Annotated in this window: 14 protein-coding genes; 10 read left to right on the top strand and 4 right to left on the bottom strand. The window is 61.3% G+C overall.

Annotated elements, in window-relative coordinates; genetic code table 11:
* The first annotated feature begins 37 nt into the window (after positions 1-37).
* Complete coding sequence (locus IEV38_RS01780) at positions 38-2,521, top strand: TonB-dependent siderophore receptor (protein ID WP_188394449.1); 2,484 nt, start codon at positions 38-40, stop codon at positions 2,519-2,521.
* 126 nt (positions 2,522-2,647) lie between these two features.
* Positions 2,648-2,839, top strand: a complete 192-nt coding sequence (locus tag IEV38_RS01785) for a hypothetical protein (protein WP_188394816.1) — start codon at positions 2,648-2,650, stop codon at positions 2,837-2,839.
* A gap of 6 nt (positions 2,840-2,845) precedes the next feature.
* On the opposite strand, the gene IEV38_RS01790 is transcribed toward IEV38_RS01785, so the two are convergent.
* Together IEV38_RS01790 and zigA are read right to left on the bottom strand one after the other, a co-directional pair.
* Entirely contained in the window at positions 2,846-3,430 is a 585-nt protein-coding gene (locus tag IEV38_RS01790; protein ID WP_188394450.1) for a gamma carbonic anhydrase family protein, read from the bottom strand.
* On the bottom strand, positions 3,424-4,605 hold the full coding sequence (gene zigA / locus IEV38_RS01795; protein WP_188394451.1) for a zinc metallochaperone GTPase ZigA: 1,182 nt from the start codon (positions 4,603-4,605) through the stop codon (positions 3,424-3,426). Before zigA ends, IEV38_RS01790 begins: the two co-directional genes overlap by 7 nt.
* Positions 4,606-4,950: 345 nt before the next feature.
* Here zigA and IEV38_RS01800 point away from each other — a divergent pair, with 345 nt between their 5' ends.
* From IEV38_RS01800 to IEV38_RS01825, 6 genes are all read left to right on the top strand, one after another.
* Positions 4,951-5,430, top strand: coding sequence for a chemotaxis protein CheW (locus IEV38_RS01800; protein ID WP_188394452.1), 480 nt, complete (start codon positions 4,951-4,953; stop codon positions 5,428-5,430).
* Between the two features lie 41 nt (positions 5,431-5,471).
* Positions 5,472-7,184, top strand: coding sequence for a methyl-accepting chemotaxis protein (locus IEV38_RS01805; protein WP_188394784.1), 1,713 nt, complete (start codon positions 5,472-5,474; stop codon positions 7,182-7,184).
* Positions 7,185-7,355: 171 nt separating this feature from the next.
* A complete protein-coding gene (locus IEV38_RS01810; RefSeq protein WP_188394453.1) occupies positions 7,356-10,829 on the top strand; it encodes a response regulator in 3,474 nt (1,157 codons plus the stop codon).
* Positions 10,829-11,644: a CheR family methyltransferase gene (locus IEV38_RS01815; protein WP_188394454.1), complete on the top strand. Its 816-nt coding sequence runs from the start codon at positions 10,829-10,831 to the stop codon at positions 11,642-11,644. Before IEV38_RS01810 ends, IEV38_RS01815 begins: the two co-directional genes overlap by 1 nt.
* Before the next feature lie 3 nt (positions 11,645-11,647).
* Positions 11,648-12,241, top strand: coding sequence for a chemotaxis protein CheB (locus IEV38_RS01820; protein ID WP_188394455.1), 594 nt, complete (start codon positions 11,648-11,650; stop codon positions 12,239-12,241).
* Positions 12,241-13,419: a hybrid sensor histidine kinase/response regulator gene (locus IEV38_RS01825; protein ID WP_188394456.1), complete on the top strand. Its 1,179-nt coding sequence runs from the start codon at positions 12,241-12,243 to the stop codon at positions 13,417-13,419. The genes IEV38_RS01820 and IEV38_RS01825 overlap by 1 nt, the downstream gene beginning before the upstream one ends.
* Positions 13,420-13,486: 67 nt before the next feature.
* Here the strand turns inward: IEV38_RS01825 and hmpA are convergent, their stop codons facing one another.
* Together hmpA and IEV38_RS01835 are read right to left on the bottom strand one after the other, a co-directional pair.
* Positions 13,487-14,680: an NO-inducible flavohemoprotein gene (gene hmpA / locus IEV38_RS01830; protein ID WP_188394457.1), complete on the bottom strand. Its 1,194-nt coding sequence runs from the start codon at positions 14,678-14,680 to the stop codon at positions 13,487-13,489.
* An 88-nt stretch (positions 14,681-14,768) separates the two neighbouring features.
* A complete protein-coding gene (locus IEV38_RS01835; RefSeq protein ID WP_188394458.1) occupies positions 14,769-15,227 on the bottom strand; it encodes an RrF2 family transcriptional regulator in 459 nt (152 codons plus the stop codon).
* Between the two features lie 180 nt (positions 15,228-15,407).
* On the opposite strand from IEV38_RS01835, the gene IEV38_RS01840 reads away from it, so the two are divergent.
* Together IEV38_RS01840 and IEV38_RS01845 are read left to right on the top strand one after the other, a co-directional pair.
* A complete protein-coding gene (locus IEV38_RS01840) occupies positions 15,408-15,665 on the top strand; it encodes a hypothetical protein (protein WP_188394459.1) in 258 nt (85 codons plus the stop codon).
* A gap of 401 nt (positions 15,666-16,066) precedes the next feature.
* A complete protein-coding gene (locus IEV38_RS01845; protein WP_188394460.1) occupies positions 16,067-17,002 on the top strand; it encodes a 5'-nucleotidase in 936 nt (311 codons plus the stop codon).
* The last annotated feature ends 28 nt before the right edge of the window (positions 17,003-17,030 follow it).

Consider the following 17,030-nt stretch of genomic DNA (forward strand, 5'->3'; position numbering starts at 1 on the left):
CAAACAGGTTGAAGACATCATCAACCTGAGGAAATCCATGCAAGACATCAACCGTCCGGCGACCAAGGCCGGATTCCGCTTTTCGCCACTCGTGCTCGCGCTTCATCTGGCGATTGCAGGTAGCGGCCTCGCCACCTTCCACGTATCCGCCTCCGCGGCCAACGAAGTCACAGCAGGCAAAGCCGTCGATATTCCGGCCGGGCCGCTGGGCCGCGTGCTGGCCAGCTTTGCAACCGCGCACGATGTGCTGCTTTCCTTCGATCCGGCACTGACCGACGGCAAGGAAAGTGCAGGCCTGCGCGGCAGCTATGGCCTGCAGCAAGGCTTTGCGGTCCTGCTTGCCGGCTCGGGACTCGAAGTCGTGCAGCAGCCCAACGGCAGCCTGCTGCTGAAAAAGGTCGAGGCCAGCGCATCGACCGGCGACGCCGTGTTGCCGGCCGTCACCGTCAGTTCGCAGCTCGACGATCCGCAATCCTATGCAGCCAGCACCAGCAACGTCGGCGGCAAGAGTGCGCAGCGCCTGCGCGAGATTCCGCAATCGATCTCCGTCGTCACGCGGCAACGGCTCGACGAGCAGAACGTCAGCGATCTGACCACGGCGCTCGAGCAGACGACCGGCATCACCACCGCGCAAGGCGGCTTCTTCGAATCCAGCTTCTATTCGCGCGGCTTCCAGGTCACCAACATGCAGGTTGACGGCGGGGCGCCGTTGACGATGGGCCTGGCAGGATTCAGCACCACGCAGGAGCTTGCGCAGTACGAGCGGATCGAGGTGTTGCGCGGCGCGGACGGCCTGTTCGGCGGCGCCGGCGAACCCGGCGGCAGCATCAATCTGGTGCGCAAGCGCCCGCTATCCGAATATCAGGTGCTGTTCAATGCCTCGGCCGGCAGCTGGAACAACTACCGTACCGAGATCGATGTCACGGGCCCCTTGACGGAAGACGGACGCGTGCGCGGACGCTTGGTGGCAACCTATGGCGATCGGGAATTCTTCTATGACGTCGCCGAGCAGAAGCGCAAGATGCTGTACGGCATCGTAGAAGCCGATCTCACGCCGGACACTACCGTCAGCGCCGGCTTCAGCCTCAACCGCATGTCTGGCAAACCGTGGTTCCTCGGCCTACCGCGCTACAGCAACGGTGCCGATATCGGTCTGCCGCGCAGCACGGCTTACGTCACCACCTGGACGCGGCTCAATGTCGATACCGATGAAGTCTTCGCCAAGCTCGATCAGAAACTCGGCGACGACTGGACACTGAAAGTCAATCTCACGCGCAACGAACAAACCTCGCGCCGCACCTACGCGCGCGCCATCGGTCCGGTCGATCCGATCACCAACCTGGCATCCACCAGCGCATTGACGACCCTGTTCGAACCGACCCAAACCGTGGCGGACGTCAACCTGCACGGGCATTTCGATCTGTGGGGTCGCCGGCACGAAATATTGGTCGGCGGCGATTGGCAGCAGACCAAGGGACGCTTCTCCAACCGGACCACGGCGGCGCAGCAGTTCGATGTATTCGACTTCGACCACGACGGCTACATTCAACCGCAAGGCCCGCTGACACTGCAAACCGCCGCATGGGGTCAGAAGCAGTACGGCATCTATGGCAACGTTAAACTGCAACTGACCGATCCGCTGCGCCTGATCCTTGGTGTGCGCCGTGCCAATTATTCGTTCGAACAGCTGGGCGCAACCGGTACCGGCACGCGCTACGAGGAATCGGGCATCGTCACGCCCTATGGCGGACTGGTCTATGACATCGACCGTCAATGGTCGGCCTATGCCAGCATCGCGGAAACCTACAAGTCTCAGGCCGCCAACCTGCAGGGGCCATTGCCAGGCACCTCGCTCGATCCGATCACCGGGCGCAACTATGAAATTGGCGTCAAGGGCGAACTGATGGATGGCAAGGTCAACGCCTCCGCCGCCCTCTACCGCATCGAACGCAATGGCCAGGCCGTGCGCGACCCCTCGTATCCGGAAACACCCGGCACCGATGGCAGCAACTGCTGCTGGATCTCTCTTGGCGAAGTCGTCAGCCAGGGGGTGGACCTCGAACTCAGTGGCGAGATTGCGCCGCGCTGGCAAGGCGTCGTCGGCTATACCTACAACGACAACGAGAACAAGCAGGCCAATACCGGCCGCTACAGCTCGATCACGCCCAAGCATCTGTTCAAGCTGTGGACCGGCTACCAGCTGCCGGGCGAGATGTCGCAATGGCGGATCGGCGGCGGCGTGAACATCCAGAGCGCAGCCTATGTATCCGGTACTGCAAGAACGTTCAATACCACGAGCGGCCAGTGGAACGGCCCATCCGTGCCGTTCAATTTCTCGCAGGGCGGCTACGCGGTATGGAATGCACGTGTCGAATACGCGATCAACCCGATCTGGAGCGCGTCGCTCAACATCAACAATCTGTTCGACAAGAAGTATTACCAGACGCTGGGATCGTCCACCTACGGAAACTGGTACGGCGAACCGCGCAATGCCATGCTGACCGTGCGCGGCAAATTCTAATATCTGTCCCTGGGAAAGCCAAAAGCCACCGTTCGCGGTGGCTTTTTGTATGCGGGGCGCGCTTGGCTTACAATTGACGGACGCCATTCTCTCTCTTCATCCACGCATTTTCGGGCAGACAGTATCGTGAAGAAAACCTCGCGCACCGGCGGCTTCTGGTTCGTCTGGGGCATGCCCATTTTGCTGGCAGTGCTGACCATGTTCGGCCTGCTCGCCGCCTTGCTGGCAACCGGCGTCTGGCACTGGCTGTCGTGGTTCGCACTCGCAACGCCGATCGCGGTTTGCCTCTGGTACGGCCTGCGACGCAAGTCCGGCTGACCTGCCTCAGGATTGCTGCAACAGCTTCCTGTATCCCTCCACCAGCCAGTTGTTGGTGCGCACCACGTCCTCCGAGAATTCCGATGCCTGCACGCTGACACGCGCGATCGTGGACAGCTCGGTGCGCGGGCCGATGCGCTCGGTCGACGGCACGTAGAAGCCGGGCGGCAGCGTGCAGCCGTCCACCACGGCGTTGTGCCGCACCACGCAGCCGTCACCAACCTCGCAGTTGAACAGCACGCTGTTGAAGCCGATGAAGACGCGGCTGCCGACCGTGCACGGTCCATGCACGATGGCACGGTGCGCGATCGAGGTATGGGCGCCGATGGTGACCGCCGCGCCCGACTTGGAATGGATGACTACGCCGTCCTGGATGTTCGAATGCGCGCCGATGACGATCGGCTGCATGTCGCCATCCATGTCCACTTCGTCGGCCCGGATCACGGCATAAGGCCCGATGAAGACATTCTCGTGCACGATCACCTTGCCGCACAGGATGGCCGTGGGATCGACGAAGGAATCGGGATGGACGACCGGCACGTCGCCGCGCGGATTGGCACGGATGGTGCCGAAGACGGATGACGTCACCATGGGAACGGATCGTCGTACTGCATCCATGCCGTAGGCCCCTGCGCCATTTCGGCATCGGTCAGCAGGCAGGCATCGAAATCGCGGCGCAAGGCGGCTTCGTCCATCTGCGTGCCGATCAGTACCAGTTCCTGACGCGCGTCGCCGGTCTCGGGCGCCCATTGCGCGCGGATGCGCGCCACGCTTTCCGGATCGTCCGGCCATTGTTCGGGCGGCACCGCGGCCCACCAGAGTCCGGCCATGCCATGGCGGCAGATGCCACCGGCCTGCGACCACGAGGCGGCATGTGTCGGCCGGCTGGCCAGCCAGAAATATCCCTTGGAGCGCACCACGCCCTGCCATGCGTGCTGGGTCAGCGCGAAGAAACGCTGCGGATGGAAAGGCCGGCGCGCGCGATAGACGAAGCTGCCGATGCCGTAGGTCTCCGTCTCCGGCTGGTGCTTGCCGCGCAGTTCCTGCAGCCAGCCCGGCGCCTGCGAGGCCTGCTCGAAGTCGAACAAGCCGGTATCGAGCACCTTGTCGAGTGCCACCTTGCCGAACGAAGAACGCTCGATGCGGGCGCGCGGATTGAGCCGCTGCAGAATGCCCGTCAGGCGCTCCAGTTCTTCCGCGCTGACGAGGTCGGTCTTGTTCAGCACCAGCACGTCGCAGAACTCCACCTGCTCGATGAGCAGATCGACCACCGTGCGTTCGTCCGCCTCCCCCAGCGATTCGCCACGCTGGTGCAGATAGTCGTGCGAACCGTAATCCTTGAGGAAGTTGCAGGCATCAACCACGGTCACCATGGTATCCAGGCGCGCGACGTCGCCCAGGCTTCGGCCCTGTTCGTCAGCGAAGGTAAAGGTTTCCGCGACCGGCAGCGGCTCGGAAATGCCGGTCGACTCGATGACGAGCTGGTCGAAGCGTCCTTCGCGCGCGAGCTTGCCGACTTCCAGCAGCAGGTCTTCGCGCAGCGTGCAGCAGATGCAGCCGTTGCTCATCTCGACCAGCTTCTCTTCCGTGCGCGACAGGCCTGCGCCGCCATCGCGGATCAGCGCGGCGTCGATATTGACCTCCGACATGTCGTTGACGATGACGGCGATGCGCCGACCTTCGCGGTTGTTGAGCAGATGATTGAGCAAGGTGGTCTTGCCGGCGCCAAGGAAGCCGGACAGGACGGTAACGGGGAGACGGTTCATGTTTTCCTTCGAAGTGCAGCAGATGTGGCAGCAGGCGTGCAAACTCATTTTGCAACCGTGTTGCATTATACATTTATGCAACCAAGTTGCAATTAATGCCTGCCCAAGGAATGCGGAGTGTTTCCTCAATGCATGTTTTTTGATGTCGATCAAACCGTGCAACAGGCAATCGGCGCAAGCTGTTGCCGACTCAACCACGGCAATTGTCAAAACTTGTTACGGGCGTTGTATTTGATGTCGCATCCGGACAAAGCCAATCGACGCTTGGAACGGGGCTGGCTATACTGAATTTTGTTTCCGCAAGGAAATTTATTCATTTTCCGGATTTCGCCATAAAGGATGTAGATGAACACGCCCCAGTCCGGCAGCCCGTCTGCCCCGTTCGAATTTCTCGCCTTCACCCTCGGCCGTGAGGAATACGGCATCGATATACAGAAGGTGCAGGAATTGCGCAGCTACGAAGCCGTCACGCGCATCGCCAACGCGCCCGACCACCTGAAGGGCGTGATCAACCTGCGCGGCATCATCGTGCCGATCATCGACATGCGCATCCGCTTCTCGCTCGGCGAGGCCAGCTACGACCAGTTCACCGTCGTGATCATCCTCAACCTCGGCGGACGTACCGTGGGCATGGTGGTCGACAGCGTGTCCGATGTCATCACGCTCAACAGCGAGCAGATCAAGCCGGCACCCGACATGGGTTCGGTGGCGGCCGATTATCTGGTCGGCCTCGGCACCATCGACGAACGCATGGTGATCCTGGTCGACATCGAGCGCCTCATGCAATCGAGCGAGATCGGTCTGGTCGAGCCAGCGGCCGCATGAAGACGGCCGGCGTGACCCAATAATTTCAAAACGGAGGAATGATGTTGAACAACGTGTCGATCAAGTTTCGCTTGCTGCTCACGATGGGATTCATGGGCGTGATGCTGATCGTCGGCGGCGCGATGGGTGTGCTCGGTCTGCAGGAAAGCAACCGCACCACGCAGCAGCTGTACCTGAACCAGATGCCGGCAACCGACAACATCAACGTCATGCTGACGCGCCTGTTGCAGGCCCGCGCCGCCATCAACCGCGTGGCGATGCTGCCGCACGACGAAGGTGCCGAGGACCAGTTGAAGCGCGCCGAACGCTTCTATGCAGAATCGGAAGAGTATTGGCAGAAGTATCTGGCTCTGCCTTTCTTCGGCGATACGGAACGCCAGCTCAGCCAGGAAGTGACCGAAAAGCGCCAGCTCTACCTGAAGGAAGGCAAGGATGAACTGATCGGCGCGCTGCGCGACGGACGGGTGGACGACGCCAACGTCATCCTGCTGCAGAAGATGTCGCCGCTGTACCAGAACCTCGCAAAGAGCGCCAATGCGCTGGTCGAACTGCAGATGAAGGTAGCAGCCGATGCCTTCAACGAGAATCAGAAGATGTTCACCATCTTCCGCGCAGTAGCGATCGGCGGCGTGCTGAGCGGCCTGATCGTGGTTGCGATCTGGGCATACTTTCTGATCCGCGCGATCAATCGTCCGCTGACGGAAATGCTGGAGCACTTCGACGCGATCGCCGACGGCGATCTGACCACGCGCATCGAGGTCAAGTCGAAGAACGAGATGGGACGCCTGCTGCTCGGCCTGCAGAAAATGCAGCAGCGCCTGGCCGAAACGGTGGCGCGCGTCCGCGAAAGCAGCCTGTCGATCGGTACCGCGACCACCCAGATCGCCGCCGGCAACCTCGACCTGTCGAGCCGTACCGAACAGCAGGCGGCTTCGCTTGAAGAAACCGCCTCGTCGATGGAAGAACTGACCTCGACCGTCAAGCAGAATGCCGATAACGCACGCCAGGCCAATCAGCTCGCGCTGTCCGCATCCGAAGTGGCGGTGCGCGGCGGCACGGTGGTGTCAGAAGTGGTGGATACCATGGGTTCGATCGACGCCTCGGCACGCAAGATCGTCGATATCATCGGCGTCATCGACGGCATCGCGTTCCAGACCAATATTCTCGCGCTCAACGCAGCGGTGGAAGCAGCACGCGCCGGCGAACAGGGACGCGGCTTCGCCGTGGTGGCAGCCGAAGTGCGCAGCCTCGCGCAGCGCTCGGCGGCGGCAGCCAAGGAGATCAAGCACCTGATCGACGACTCTGTCCACAAGGTCGATCAGGGCAGCAAACTGGTCGCCACCGCCGGCAGCACCATGCAGGAGGTCGTCGACAGCGTGCGTCACGTGACCGACATCATGGGCGAGATCATGGCGGCCAGCCAGGAGCAGAGCTCGGGCATCGAACAGGTCAATACCGCCATCAGCCAGATGGATCAGGTCACGCAGCAGAACGCGGCACTGGTCGAGGAAGCGGCGGCTGCAGCGGCTTCGCTGCAGGAACAGGCAAGCGGGCTGACCTCCGCCGTCAGCATCTTCAGATTGAATGGCGCGGATCAGCAAACGCAAGTGATCCATCCGAAAACGGTGGCGCGTGCGCTGCCGACGACACCGGCCAAGAAGAAGAGCGCACCGGTTCTTGCCGCCACCGCTGCTCCCGCACTGGCTGCTGCCGGTGTGGCAGCTGGCGGCGAAGACGACTGGGAACAGTTCTGAGCACCCTGTATTTTTTACAAAAAGACCGCCTTCGGGCGGTTTTTTTATGCGCCGATTTACAGGCTCTGCACGTATCGCATTTTTATCCCTGCAAAGCGCCGCGCGGGCGTGTTGAAGCGCCGGGTCTTGGTTTACACTTCGGCGTTTGATCTGCTCCGGAAGAAGACGACAATGAGTGAAACGCCCGCCCTCGATCAGCACGGATTCAAGCGCATCCTGGCCCGCAACATCACCCTTCCGCTCGCAGCGAGCGTGGTCAGTGCCGGCGTTTTCATCGCCCTGATCGTCTATCTGCTCAGCGTGCTCGACTGGGTCGAGCACACCGATCGCGTCATCGCCAATGCAAATGAAACGAGCAAGCTGGTCGTCGATATGGAAACCGGCATGCGCGGCTTTGCGCTGACCGGAGACGAGTCCTTTCTCTCCCCTTACGAAATCGCGAAAGCCAAGGTTGCTCCGGAACTGAAGAACCTGAAGGAACTGGTCCTGGACAACCCGCGGCAGATCGATCGGCTCGGCCGCATCCTGGCGCTGCACCAGGAATGGAACAGCTTCGCGCAATCCATCATCGAACTGCGCCGCACCGACAATGACGTCACGCGCATCGCCGAAGTCATCAGCAGCGGCCGCGGAAAACTGCAGTTCGAGGAGATCCGCCGGGAGTTCCGCAACTTCCTCGACATGGAACATGCGCTCAGGCAGCAGCGCAGCGACGATGCCAAGCAGGTCACCGCCATCGTCGTCATCGCCTACCTGCTGTTCAGCCTGATCGTCGGCGGCCTGCTGGCCATGTTCGGCCGGCGCGAACTGACTCAGCTCGCAGGTACCTATGGCGACGCTCTCACCCGGCATCAGCAATATTCCAGCTCGCTCGAACAGCAGGCCTGGCTGCGCACCGGACAGTCGCAGCTTGCCGAACAGGGAATCGGCCAGATGGCCTTGCCCCAACTCGGCCGCACCGTGCTGAGTTTCCTGGCGCAGTACATCGAATCGGCCGTGGCGGCTCTCTACGTGCGTGAGGAAGATGGTTCGCTGCGACGCGTCGCCACCTATGGCTTCAGCAAGGAAAACGAGCTGATCGAGCAGATCGTCAGCAGCAACGAAACCCTGGTCGGCCAGACAGCGCAGGGAAAGAAGCTGATTCGGCTCGACAACGTACCCGACAATTACCTGAAGGTCACCAGCGGACTCGGCAACGGCAAGCCGCGCCACATGATCCTGGTGCCGCTCAACCACGAAGGCACGATCAACGGCGTGGTCGAACTCGGCTTCCTGCATGCGCCGCGCGAGCGCGATATCGAATTCCTGCAATTGATGTCGTCCAGCCTCGGCATGGCGGTCGAAGCCGCGCTCTATCGCCGCCGCCTGCAGGACCTCCTGGCCGAGACCCAGCAACTGAACGAGGAATTGCAGGTACAGCAGGAAGAACTGCGCACCGCCAACGAGGAACTCGAGGAACAGTCGCGCGTGCTGGAAGAATCGCAGGCCAATCTGGAAAACCAGAAAGCCGAGCTCGAACAGACCAACGAGCAACTGGCCGAACAGACGCTATCGCTCGACCAGAAGAACGCCGCCCTGCTCGATGCACGCACCGCGCTTGAGGAACGTGCACTCGCATTGCAGCGTGCCAGCCGCTACAAGTCCGAATTCCTCGCCAACATGTCGCACGAGCTGCGCACGCCGCTCAACAGCTCGCTGATCCTGGCCAAACTGCTGGCAGACAATACGCAAGGCAATCTGAACGAGGAACAGGTCAAGTTCGCACAGACCATCTACTCGGCCGGCAACGATCTGCTCAGCCTGATCAACGACATCCTCGACATCTCCAAGGTCGAGGCCGGTAAGCTCGAACTCTCGCCCGAGGCGATTCCGCTGCACCGCCTGGCCGAAAGCCTGCAGATGATCTTCGAACCGCTCGCTTCCAACAAGCAGCTTGCATTCGAGGTACGGATAGAGAACGCCGCACCGCTCTCCATCCATACAGATCGCCAGCGCCTCGAACAGATCCTGAAAAACCTGCTGTCGAACGCGGTCAAGTTCACCGACGCGGGCAAGGTATCGCTGGCGATCGCCGGCAATGCCGAAGGCGGCGCCGTTTTCACGGTGACGGATTCCGGCATCGGCATCGCGACCGACGAACAGGAAATCATTTTCGAAGCCTTCCGTCAGGCCGATGGCACCACCAGCCGCAAGTATGGCGGCACCGGTCTCGGCCTTTCCATCTCGCGAGATCTGGCGGCCCTACTCGGCGGCTCCATCGAGGTGGACAGCACACCAGGCAAAGGCAGTGTCTTCACGCTGACGCTGCCGGCTACATTGCCCGCCGTGGTGCCGGAAATCGCGCGCGCGCCGGCTCCGCAAACGGCGATCCAGCCAGCCGCTTCACCTGCCGAGCCGGCACCCGCACCGGTCATCGAATCGCCGGCCTTCCCCGACGATCGCGACAGCGACCGCAATCATGCGCGTACCGTGCTGGTGATCGAGGACGACGTATCCTTTGCGCGCATTCTGTACGACCTCGCGCATGAAACACATTACCGCTGCCTGGTCTCGCACGGCGCCACCGACGGCCTGCACATGGCAAGCACCTATCTGCCGGACGCGATCCTGCTCGACATGGGATTGCCCGACGGCTCCGGCATGACCGTGCTGCAGGCGCTGAAAAACGATTCGCGCACGCGCCACATGCCGGTGCACATCGTCTCGGCATCCGACCGCAGCGAAGTCGCGCTGCAGATGGGTGCGGTCGGCTACGTGATCAAGCCGACCACGCGCGAACAGTTGAAGGAAGTGTTCCAGAAGCTCGAGAACCGCTTCACGCAGACCACGCGCCACGTGCTGCTGGTGGAAGACGACGCGCGCCAACGCGACAGCGTGACCCAGCTCATCATGGACGACGACGTCAAGATCACCGCCGTCGAGTCGGGCGAGGAAGCGCTGTCCCTGCTGCGCAACAACGTGTTCGACTGCATGATCATCGACCTCAAGCTGCCGGACATGCAGGGCGAACAGCTGCTGCAGCGCATGTCGGAAGAAGACATCTGCTCGTTCCCGCCGGTCATCGTCTATACCGGCCGCAACCTGACGCGCGACGAGGAAGCCGACCTGCTCAAGTATTCGCGCTCCATCATCATCAAGGGCGCGCGTTCGCCGGAACGCCTGCTCGACGAAGTCACGCTGTTCCTGCACAAGGTGGAATCCGAACTGTCGGCCGAACGCCAGAGCATGCTGCGCACGGTGCGCAGCCGCGACCGCGTGTTCGAGGGTCGCCGCATCCTGATCGTCGACGACGACGTGCGCAACATCTTCGCGCTGACCAGCGCGCTCGAGCAGCGTGGCGCCGTGATCGAAGCAGCGCGCAACGGCTTCGAGGCGATCGCCAAGCTCGACACGATTCCCGACATCGACCTGGTGCTGATGGACGTGATGATGCCCGGCATGGACGGCCTCGAGGCAACGCGCCGCATCCGCGCCGACGCGCGCTTCCAGAAGCTGCCGATCATCGCCGTCACCGCCAAGGCGATGAAGGATGACCAGGAACAATGCCTGCAGGCCGGCGCCTCCGACTACATGGCCAAGCCGATCGACCTCGACCGCCTGTACTCGCTGCTGCGCGTCTGGATGCCCAGCCTGGAACGCCTCTGATGCCGAACAGCGTCGACATCGAGATTCGCCTGCTGATCGAGGCGATCTATCTCAAGTACAGCTACGACTTCCGCAACTATGCGGGCTCGTCGCAGAAACGGCGCGTGCTGCACGCGCTGACGCATCTCGACTGCGCCACCGTGTCCGAACTGCAGGCGCGCGTGCTGCGCGACCCTGCGGTCTTCATGCAGCTGCTGCAGTTCCTGACGATCCCGGTCAGCGAGATGTTCCGCGACCCGGCCTACTTCCTGAGTCTGCGGCAGAAGGTGGTGCCCTTCCTGAAAACCTATCCGTCGCTGAAGATCTGGATCGCCGGCTGCAGCACCGGCGAGGAAATCTATTCGATGGCGATCCTGCTCAAGGAAGAAGGATTGCTCGACCGCAGCATCATCTACGCAACCGACATCAATCCGGTCTCGCTCGAAAAGGCGCGCAAGGGCGTGTTCCCGCTCGAGAAGATGCGCGCCTATACCGCCAACTACCAGCAGGCCGGCGGCAAGGCCGCGTTCTCCGACTACTACACGGCCGGTTACGAGGCCGCACTGTTCGACCGCTCGCTGGCCGAGAACATCAGCTTTTCCGACCACAGCCTGGCGACCGACGCCGTGTTTTCGGAAACGCACCTGATCTGCTGCCGCAACGTGCTGATCTATTTCAACCGCGCGCTGCAGGAACGCGCCTTCGGCCTGTTTCACGAATCGCTGTGCCATCGCGGCTTTCTCGGACTCGGCAGCAAGGAGAGCATCGACTTTTCCGACTACGCCACGCGCTTCGAACCGCTCGACAGGGCGCAGCGCATTTACCGCAAGGTGTAGGCCATGGATGACGACATCCCTCTGCCTCGCAAACATATCGATGCCGTAACGGTCGGCGCATCGGCCGGCGGCATCGATGCGCTGCTGAAGATATTCGGCGGTCTGCCGCCGGATTTTCAACTTCCGATCATGGTGGTGCTGCATCTGCGCGACGATCGCGACAGTCGGCTGGCCGAGGTATTCCAGCAGCATGTGCGCATACCGGTGCGTCAGGCCCGCGACAAGGAACCGATCGACGATGGCGTACTCTACTTTGCAGGTCCCGGCTGTCATCTTTCCGTCGAGGAAGATCATCGTTTCTCCCTGAGCGGAGAGGACGCGGTGCATTATTCCCGCCCCGCCATCGATCTGCTCATGACGTCGGCAGCCGACGTCTATGGCGAACGTCTGGCGGGCATCCTGCTGACCGGCGCCAACGAGGACGGCGCCGAAGGCATGGCCAGCATCAAGCAGGCGGGCGGCCTGACCATCGTGCAGGACCCTGCCGAGGCGCAGGTCGCCGTCATGCCGCAATCCGCGATCCGGCGCTGCGCGCCCGACCATATTCTCCGTCTGAAGCAAATCCGGCAGTGGCTAATCGAACTGGGACAATCCTGATGCCTGTACAACACAATACGAAGTTACTGATCGTCGACGATCTGCCGGAAAACCTGCTGGCGCTGAGCGAGATCATCAAGCAGGACGACCGCATCATCATGCAGGCGAGTTCGGGCGAGGAAGCGCTCGGTCTGCTGCTCGAGCACGAGTTCGCACTGGCGATCCTCGACGTCACCATGCCCGGCATGGACGGCTTCGAACTGGCGGAACTGATGCGCAGCACCGAGAAAACGCGCCATGTGCCGATCGTCTTCGTCAGTGCCGCCGGCAAGGAACTCAACTATGCGTTCAAGGGTTACGAGACCGGCGCCGTCGACTTCCTGCACAAGCCGCTCGACATTGCTGCCGTGCGCAGCAAGGTCAATGTGTTCGTCTCGCTCTATCAGCAGCGCAACCAGGTCCGGCACCAGGTCGAGGCGCTCGAGAAGAGCCGGGCCGAACTGCATGCCACCCAGATCGAGCTGCAACGTTCGCTGCGCATGCGCGACGAGTTCATGTCGATGGTCGCGCACGAGTTGCGCACGCCGCTCAATACGCTGTTCCTCGAAACCCAGATGCGCAAGATGCAACTCGAAAAGGGCCGGCTCGATGCCTTCGGGGAAGCCCAGCTGCAACGCATGGTCGAACGCGACGACCGGCAGATCAAGAGCATGGTGCGGCTGATCGACGACATGGTCGACGTCTCGCGCATTCGCAGCGGCAAGCTGTCGATCCGCCCCTCGGAAACCGAACTCTCGGACCTGCTCAAACGCATCGTCAGCGACCTTTCGCATCAGGCCGCCAGCGCCAATTGCGACGTCGCGCTGCAAGCCGACACGGTCGCGCATGGCGTATGGGACGAATTCCGCGTCGAACAGATCATCGTCAACCTGCTGACCAATGCCTTCCGCTACGGCAGCGGCAAACCCGTGGTCGTCACGCTCAAGACCAATCCGCTGCACGCCGAGATTTCGGTGCGGGATCATGGCAACGGCATCACCGCCGCCGATCAGCATCGCATCTTCGAGCCTTTCGAACGCGCCACCACCAAGGTCGGCTCCGGCCTGGGCCTGGGACTCTACATCGCGCGTCAACTCGCCGAGGCGCATGGCGGCGCGCTTGGTGTGGAGAGTGTCTATGGCGAAGGCGCCACATTCACCCTGAAGCTGCCCTTTCGCAATGGCCTGAACCGGCGCTGACCACGCAAGCCAGACACCGTTTCACGCGCAAAAAAAATGCACCCCGAGGTGCATTTTTTTTGTTTCGTTACAGCAGATGATCGAGCATGTCGGGACCGAACACCTCGCGATGCAAACGCTGGACAGGCACACCTTCTGCCAGCAGATCGGCCCACTGCTTCTGCATGAAGGGCAACGGTCCGCACATATACACATCCGTGTTTTCCCTGTCCCATTGCGGCAGCACCTTCAACTGCATGCGTCCGCTGACGACACCTTCGGCCACCGCGCCTTCTTCATAGAACGTGATCGTCTGCAGATTCGGCATGCGTTGCTCGGCCTGCTCGATATCCTCGCGATGCGCGTGATGGTCGGCACAGCTGGCGGCATGCGCGAAGATGACCTTGCGTTGCGGTGCGACTTCCGCAATGCGCTTGAGCGCGGAGATCATCGGCGTGATGCCGACGCCGGCCGACAGCAGCACGATCGGCTGATCGCCTTCCACCGCCGGCAGGAAGTCGCCAAACGGCGAGCTTACCGGCAGGATGCTGCCGACCTGCACATTGTCGTGCAGCCAGTTGGAAACCATGCCGGCCGGCGTTTCGCCGTTGGCCGGCTCGCGCTTGACGGAAATACGCAGATGGTCGCCGGCCGGCGCATCCGACAGGCTGTACTGCCGCAACTGGCGCAAGCCGCTCGGCAGGGTTACCGCCACGCTGACATATTGTCCCGGACGGAATGCCGGCGCGGCCGAGCCGTCTGCCGGCACCAGCGTAAACGACTTGACCTGCTTGCTCTCTTCCCTGATCTCGGTCACGCGCATGTCGAACAGTTGTCCGGGCTCGATTCCCGCCTGCTTGTACAGGCGTGCCTCTTCTTCGATGAGCGCATTTGCCAGCAAACCGTAGGCTTCGGCCCAGGCCGCGATCAGTTCCGGCGTGGCGGCATCGCCCAGCACTTCCTTGATGGCTTCGAGCAGATGCTTGCCGACGATCGGATAATGCTCGGCCTTGATGCCCAGCGACACATGCTTGTGCACGATGCGCGAGATCACGGGCGCCAGCGCAGCCGCGTTGTCGATGTTGGCGGCATAGGCAAAGACTGCCGAAGCAAGCGACTGCTGCTGAGAACCGTTGGCCTGGTTGCCGGCATTGAAGATATTGTTCAGTTCAGGGTGCGCGGCGAACATCGCCTTGTAAAACGTCTTGGTGATGGTCAATCCATGTTCACGAAGAACCGGGACGCTGGCATCGATGTAGGGACGAGATGCGGCTGACAACATGATTGCTCCTTTGAATACTTGCATAAAATATGCAACTTTTAAACCATCAAAAAAGCCCTTGCGGGCTTACCCTTCTGCTTGCAGATTTCTAGGCGGCGACAGCGCGATCGGCCAGAAAACGCTTGTGCATGCGGACGATATGTTCACCGGTGTTGCCGGCGACCACTTCGGCCAGTGTGTAGGAATCCATCGCCCGGTAGAACGCCTCGACGCCTTCGCGCAAAACATGGCGCAAGCGGCAATCTCCCGACAGGCGGCAACCGATTCCTTCGCAGTCAACGACTTCATCATCCCCTTCGAGCACGCGCAGCACACTGCCGATCTTGAGTGAAGCCGGATCGATCGCAATACGAATGCCGCCGTTGCGGCCGCGCATGGCATCGATCCACCCCATCTTGGCCAGCGCACCCACTACCTTGACCAGATGATTGTGCGGCACGTCGAACTGCTGCGCCACCTCGGCCACGGTGACGGAAGATGCGCGCGGTTCCTTTGCCAGATACATCAGCACACGCAATCCGATATCCGAAAACCGGGTCAATCTCATGGATTCATCCTCTTGACACAAACGATTGTATTAAACATGCATATTAAGTGCAACTTATATTTCCGGCGATGTTGCAGGCGCGCACCCGCAAATCGATTCCAGCAAACCGCGCCATTCCGGCCATTTCGGGCTAGAATCGCTGCATAACCAGAGGCCCCAAGGCCGCACAAAGGAGACAACATGCTGCTGAGCCTGATCGGACTTTTCGTCGTCTATGCGATTTCGCATTATCTGATCACGATCAATCGGCGCGATCTGTTCGCCACCATCCTTGTCATCGGCCTGCCCTTTGTCGGACTCTACTATCTCGGCTGGATGTCGCTGCTCTACTGCCTGGCAGGCGCCTATCTGGGCACCAAGGCCGGCCTGAAGAAGCTGCAACGCACCAAAACCCTGCGCACTTCCTTTTACACGGAAGACGAAGAAGCCGGAAAATAACCGGACCGCAACATTCGGCGAGATCGCAACTCCCACGCTGCCTGCATACGCCCAGCTCATCCGATTCTGCCGCAATGGGTTTTCATCATACCCGCTGTGGCGGACATCCGTTGCCACGGCACTCAAATACCCGCTTCCGCATTGCCTGCCGCCTCATCCGTCCAGGCAGCCGCCTTCATTCTTCAAGCAAGAAATCTGCCATGCCACCCAATTCGGGGCTTTATCCATACTGACGAAATGGACAACAGGCCCAAGATAAGGCCACATCCTGCCGCAACATTCATTCGGCTGACGCGCATGCGCAGAATCATCCTCCCACCGCACGTGATGGCCGCGACACGGCCGATGCCTGAAGAGCGTCTATAATTTCCAACTTACGTTTCTCCTTATAAAGCCATTCCATGCCCTTCTCGCTCGACCGCCTGCTCGTCGTCGGTATTTCCTCCCGTGCCCTGTTCGATCTCGAAGCGGAGGAAACGATTTTCCGCACCCAGGGACTGGAAGCCTATCGCAAGCACCAGATCGACAACGAGAACGAAATCCTCAAGCTCGGCGGCGGCTTCGCGCTGGTGCGCGCGCTGCTCAAGCTCAATGCGCTCGATCCCGAGCAACGGCTGGTGGAAGTGGTGGTCATGTCGCGCAATTCGAGCGAGACCTCGCTGCGCATCTTCAACTCGATCAAGCATTACGACCTCGACATCACGCGTGCCGTGCTGTCGGGCGGCGCCTCGCTGACGCCCTACTTGCGGGCATTCAACGTCAGCCTGTTCCTGTCACTGCACGAGGACGACGTGCAAGCCGCGATCGACTCCGGCACCGCCGCTGCGCTGCTGTACCAGAAGCCGGCCAGCGCCTTCGAGGAACTCGACCAGATCCGCATCGCCTTCGACGGCGACGCCGTGATCTTCTCCGACGAATCGGAGCGCATTTATCAAAGTCAGGGCATCGAGGCGTTCGAGAACCACGAGCGCGAGAATGCGCTCAAGCCGCTGCCCGAAGGTCCGTTCGCGCGGCTGCTGAAGGCGATCTCCTTCATCCAGCACAACTTCCGCCAGGCCGGTGTGCAGAAGCCGCCGATCCGCACCGCGCTCGTCACGGCGCGCTCCTCGCCGGCGCACGAGCGCGTGATCCGCACGCTGCGCGCATGGGACATCATCATCGACGAAACCTTCTTCATGGGCGGCGTCGCCAAGTCGGACGTGCTGGCCGCCTTCAAGCCGCACATGTTCTTCGACGATCAGCCGGCGCACTGCGATCGTGCATCCTCGCTGGTGCAGACCGGGCGCGTCCCGCTGCGGGGAGAGGTGACGACGCTCAAGGATTTGCCGATGCCGTAAACGATGCGCAGATCATGCAAAAAAGCCG

It is taken from the genome of Oxalicibacterium flavum, from assembly GCF_014635065.1.
GTDB classification, from domain to species: domain Bacteria; phylum Pseudomonadota; class Gammaproteobacteria; order Burkholderiales; family Burkholderiaceae_D; genus Oxalicibacterium; species Oxalicibacterium flavum.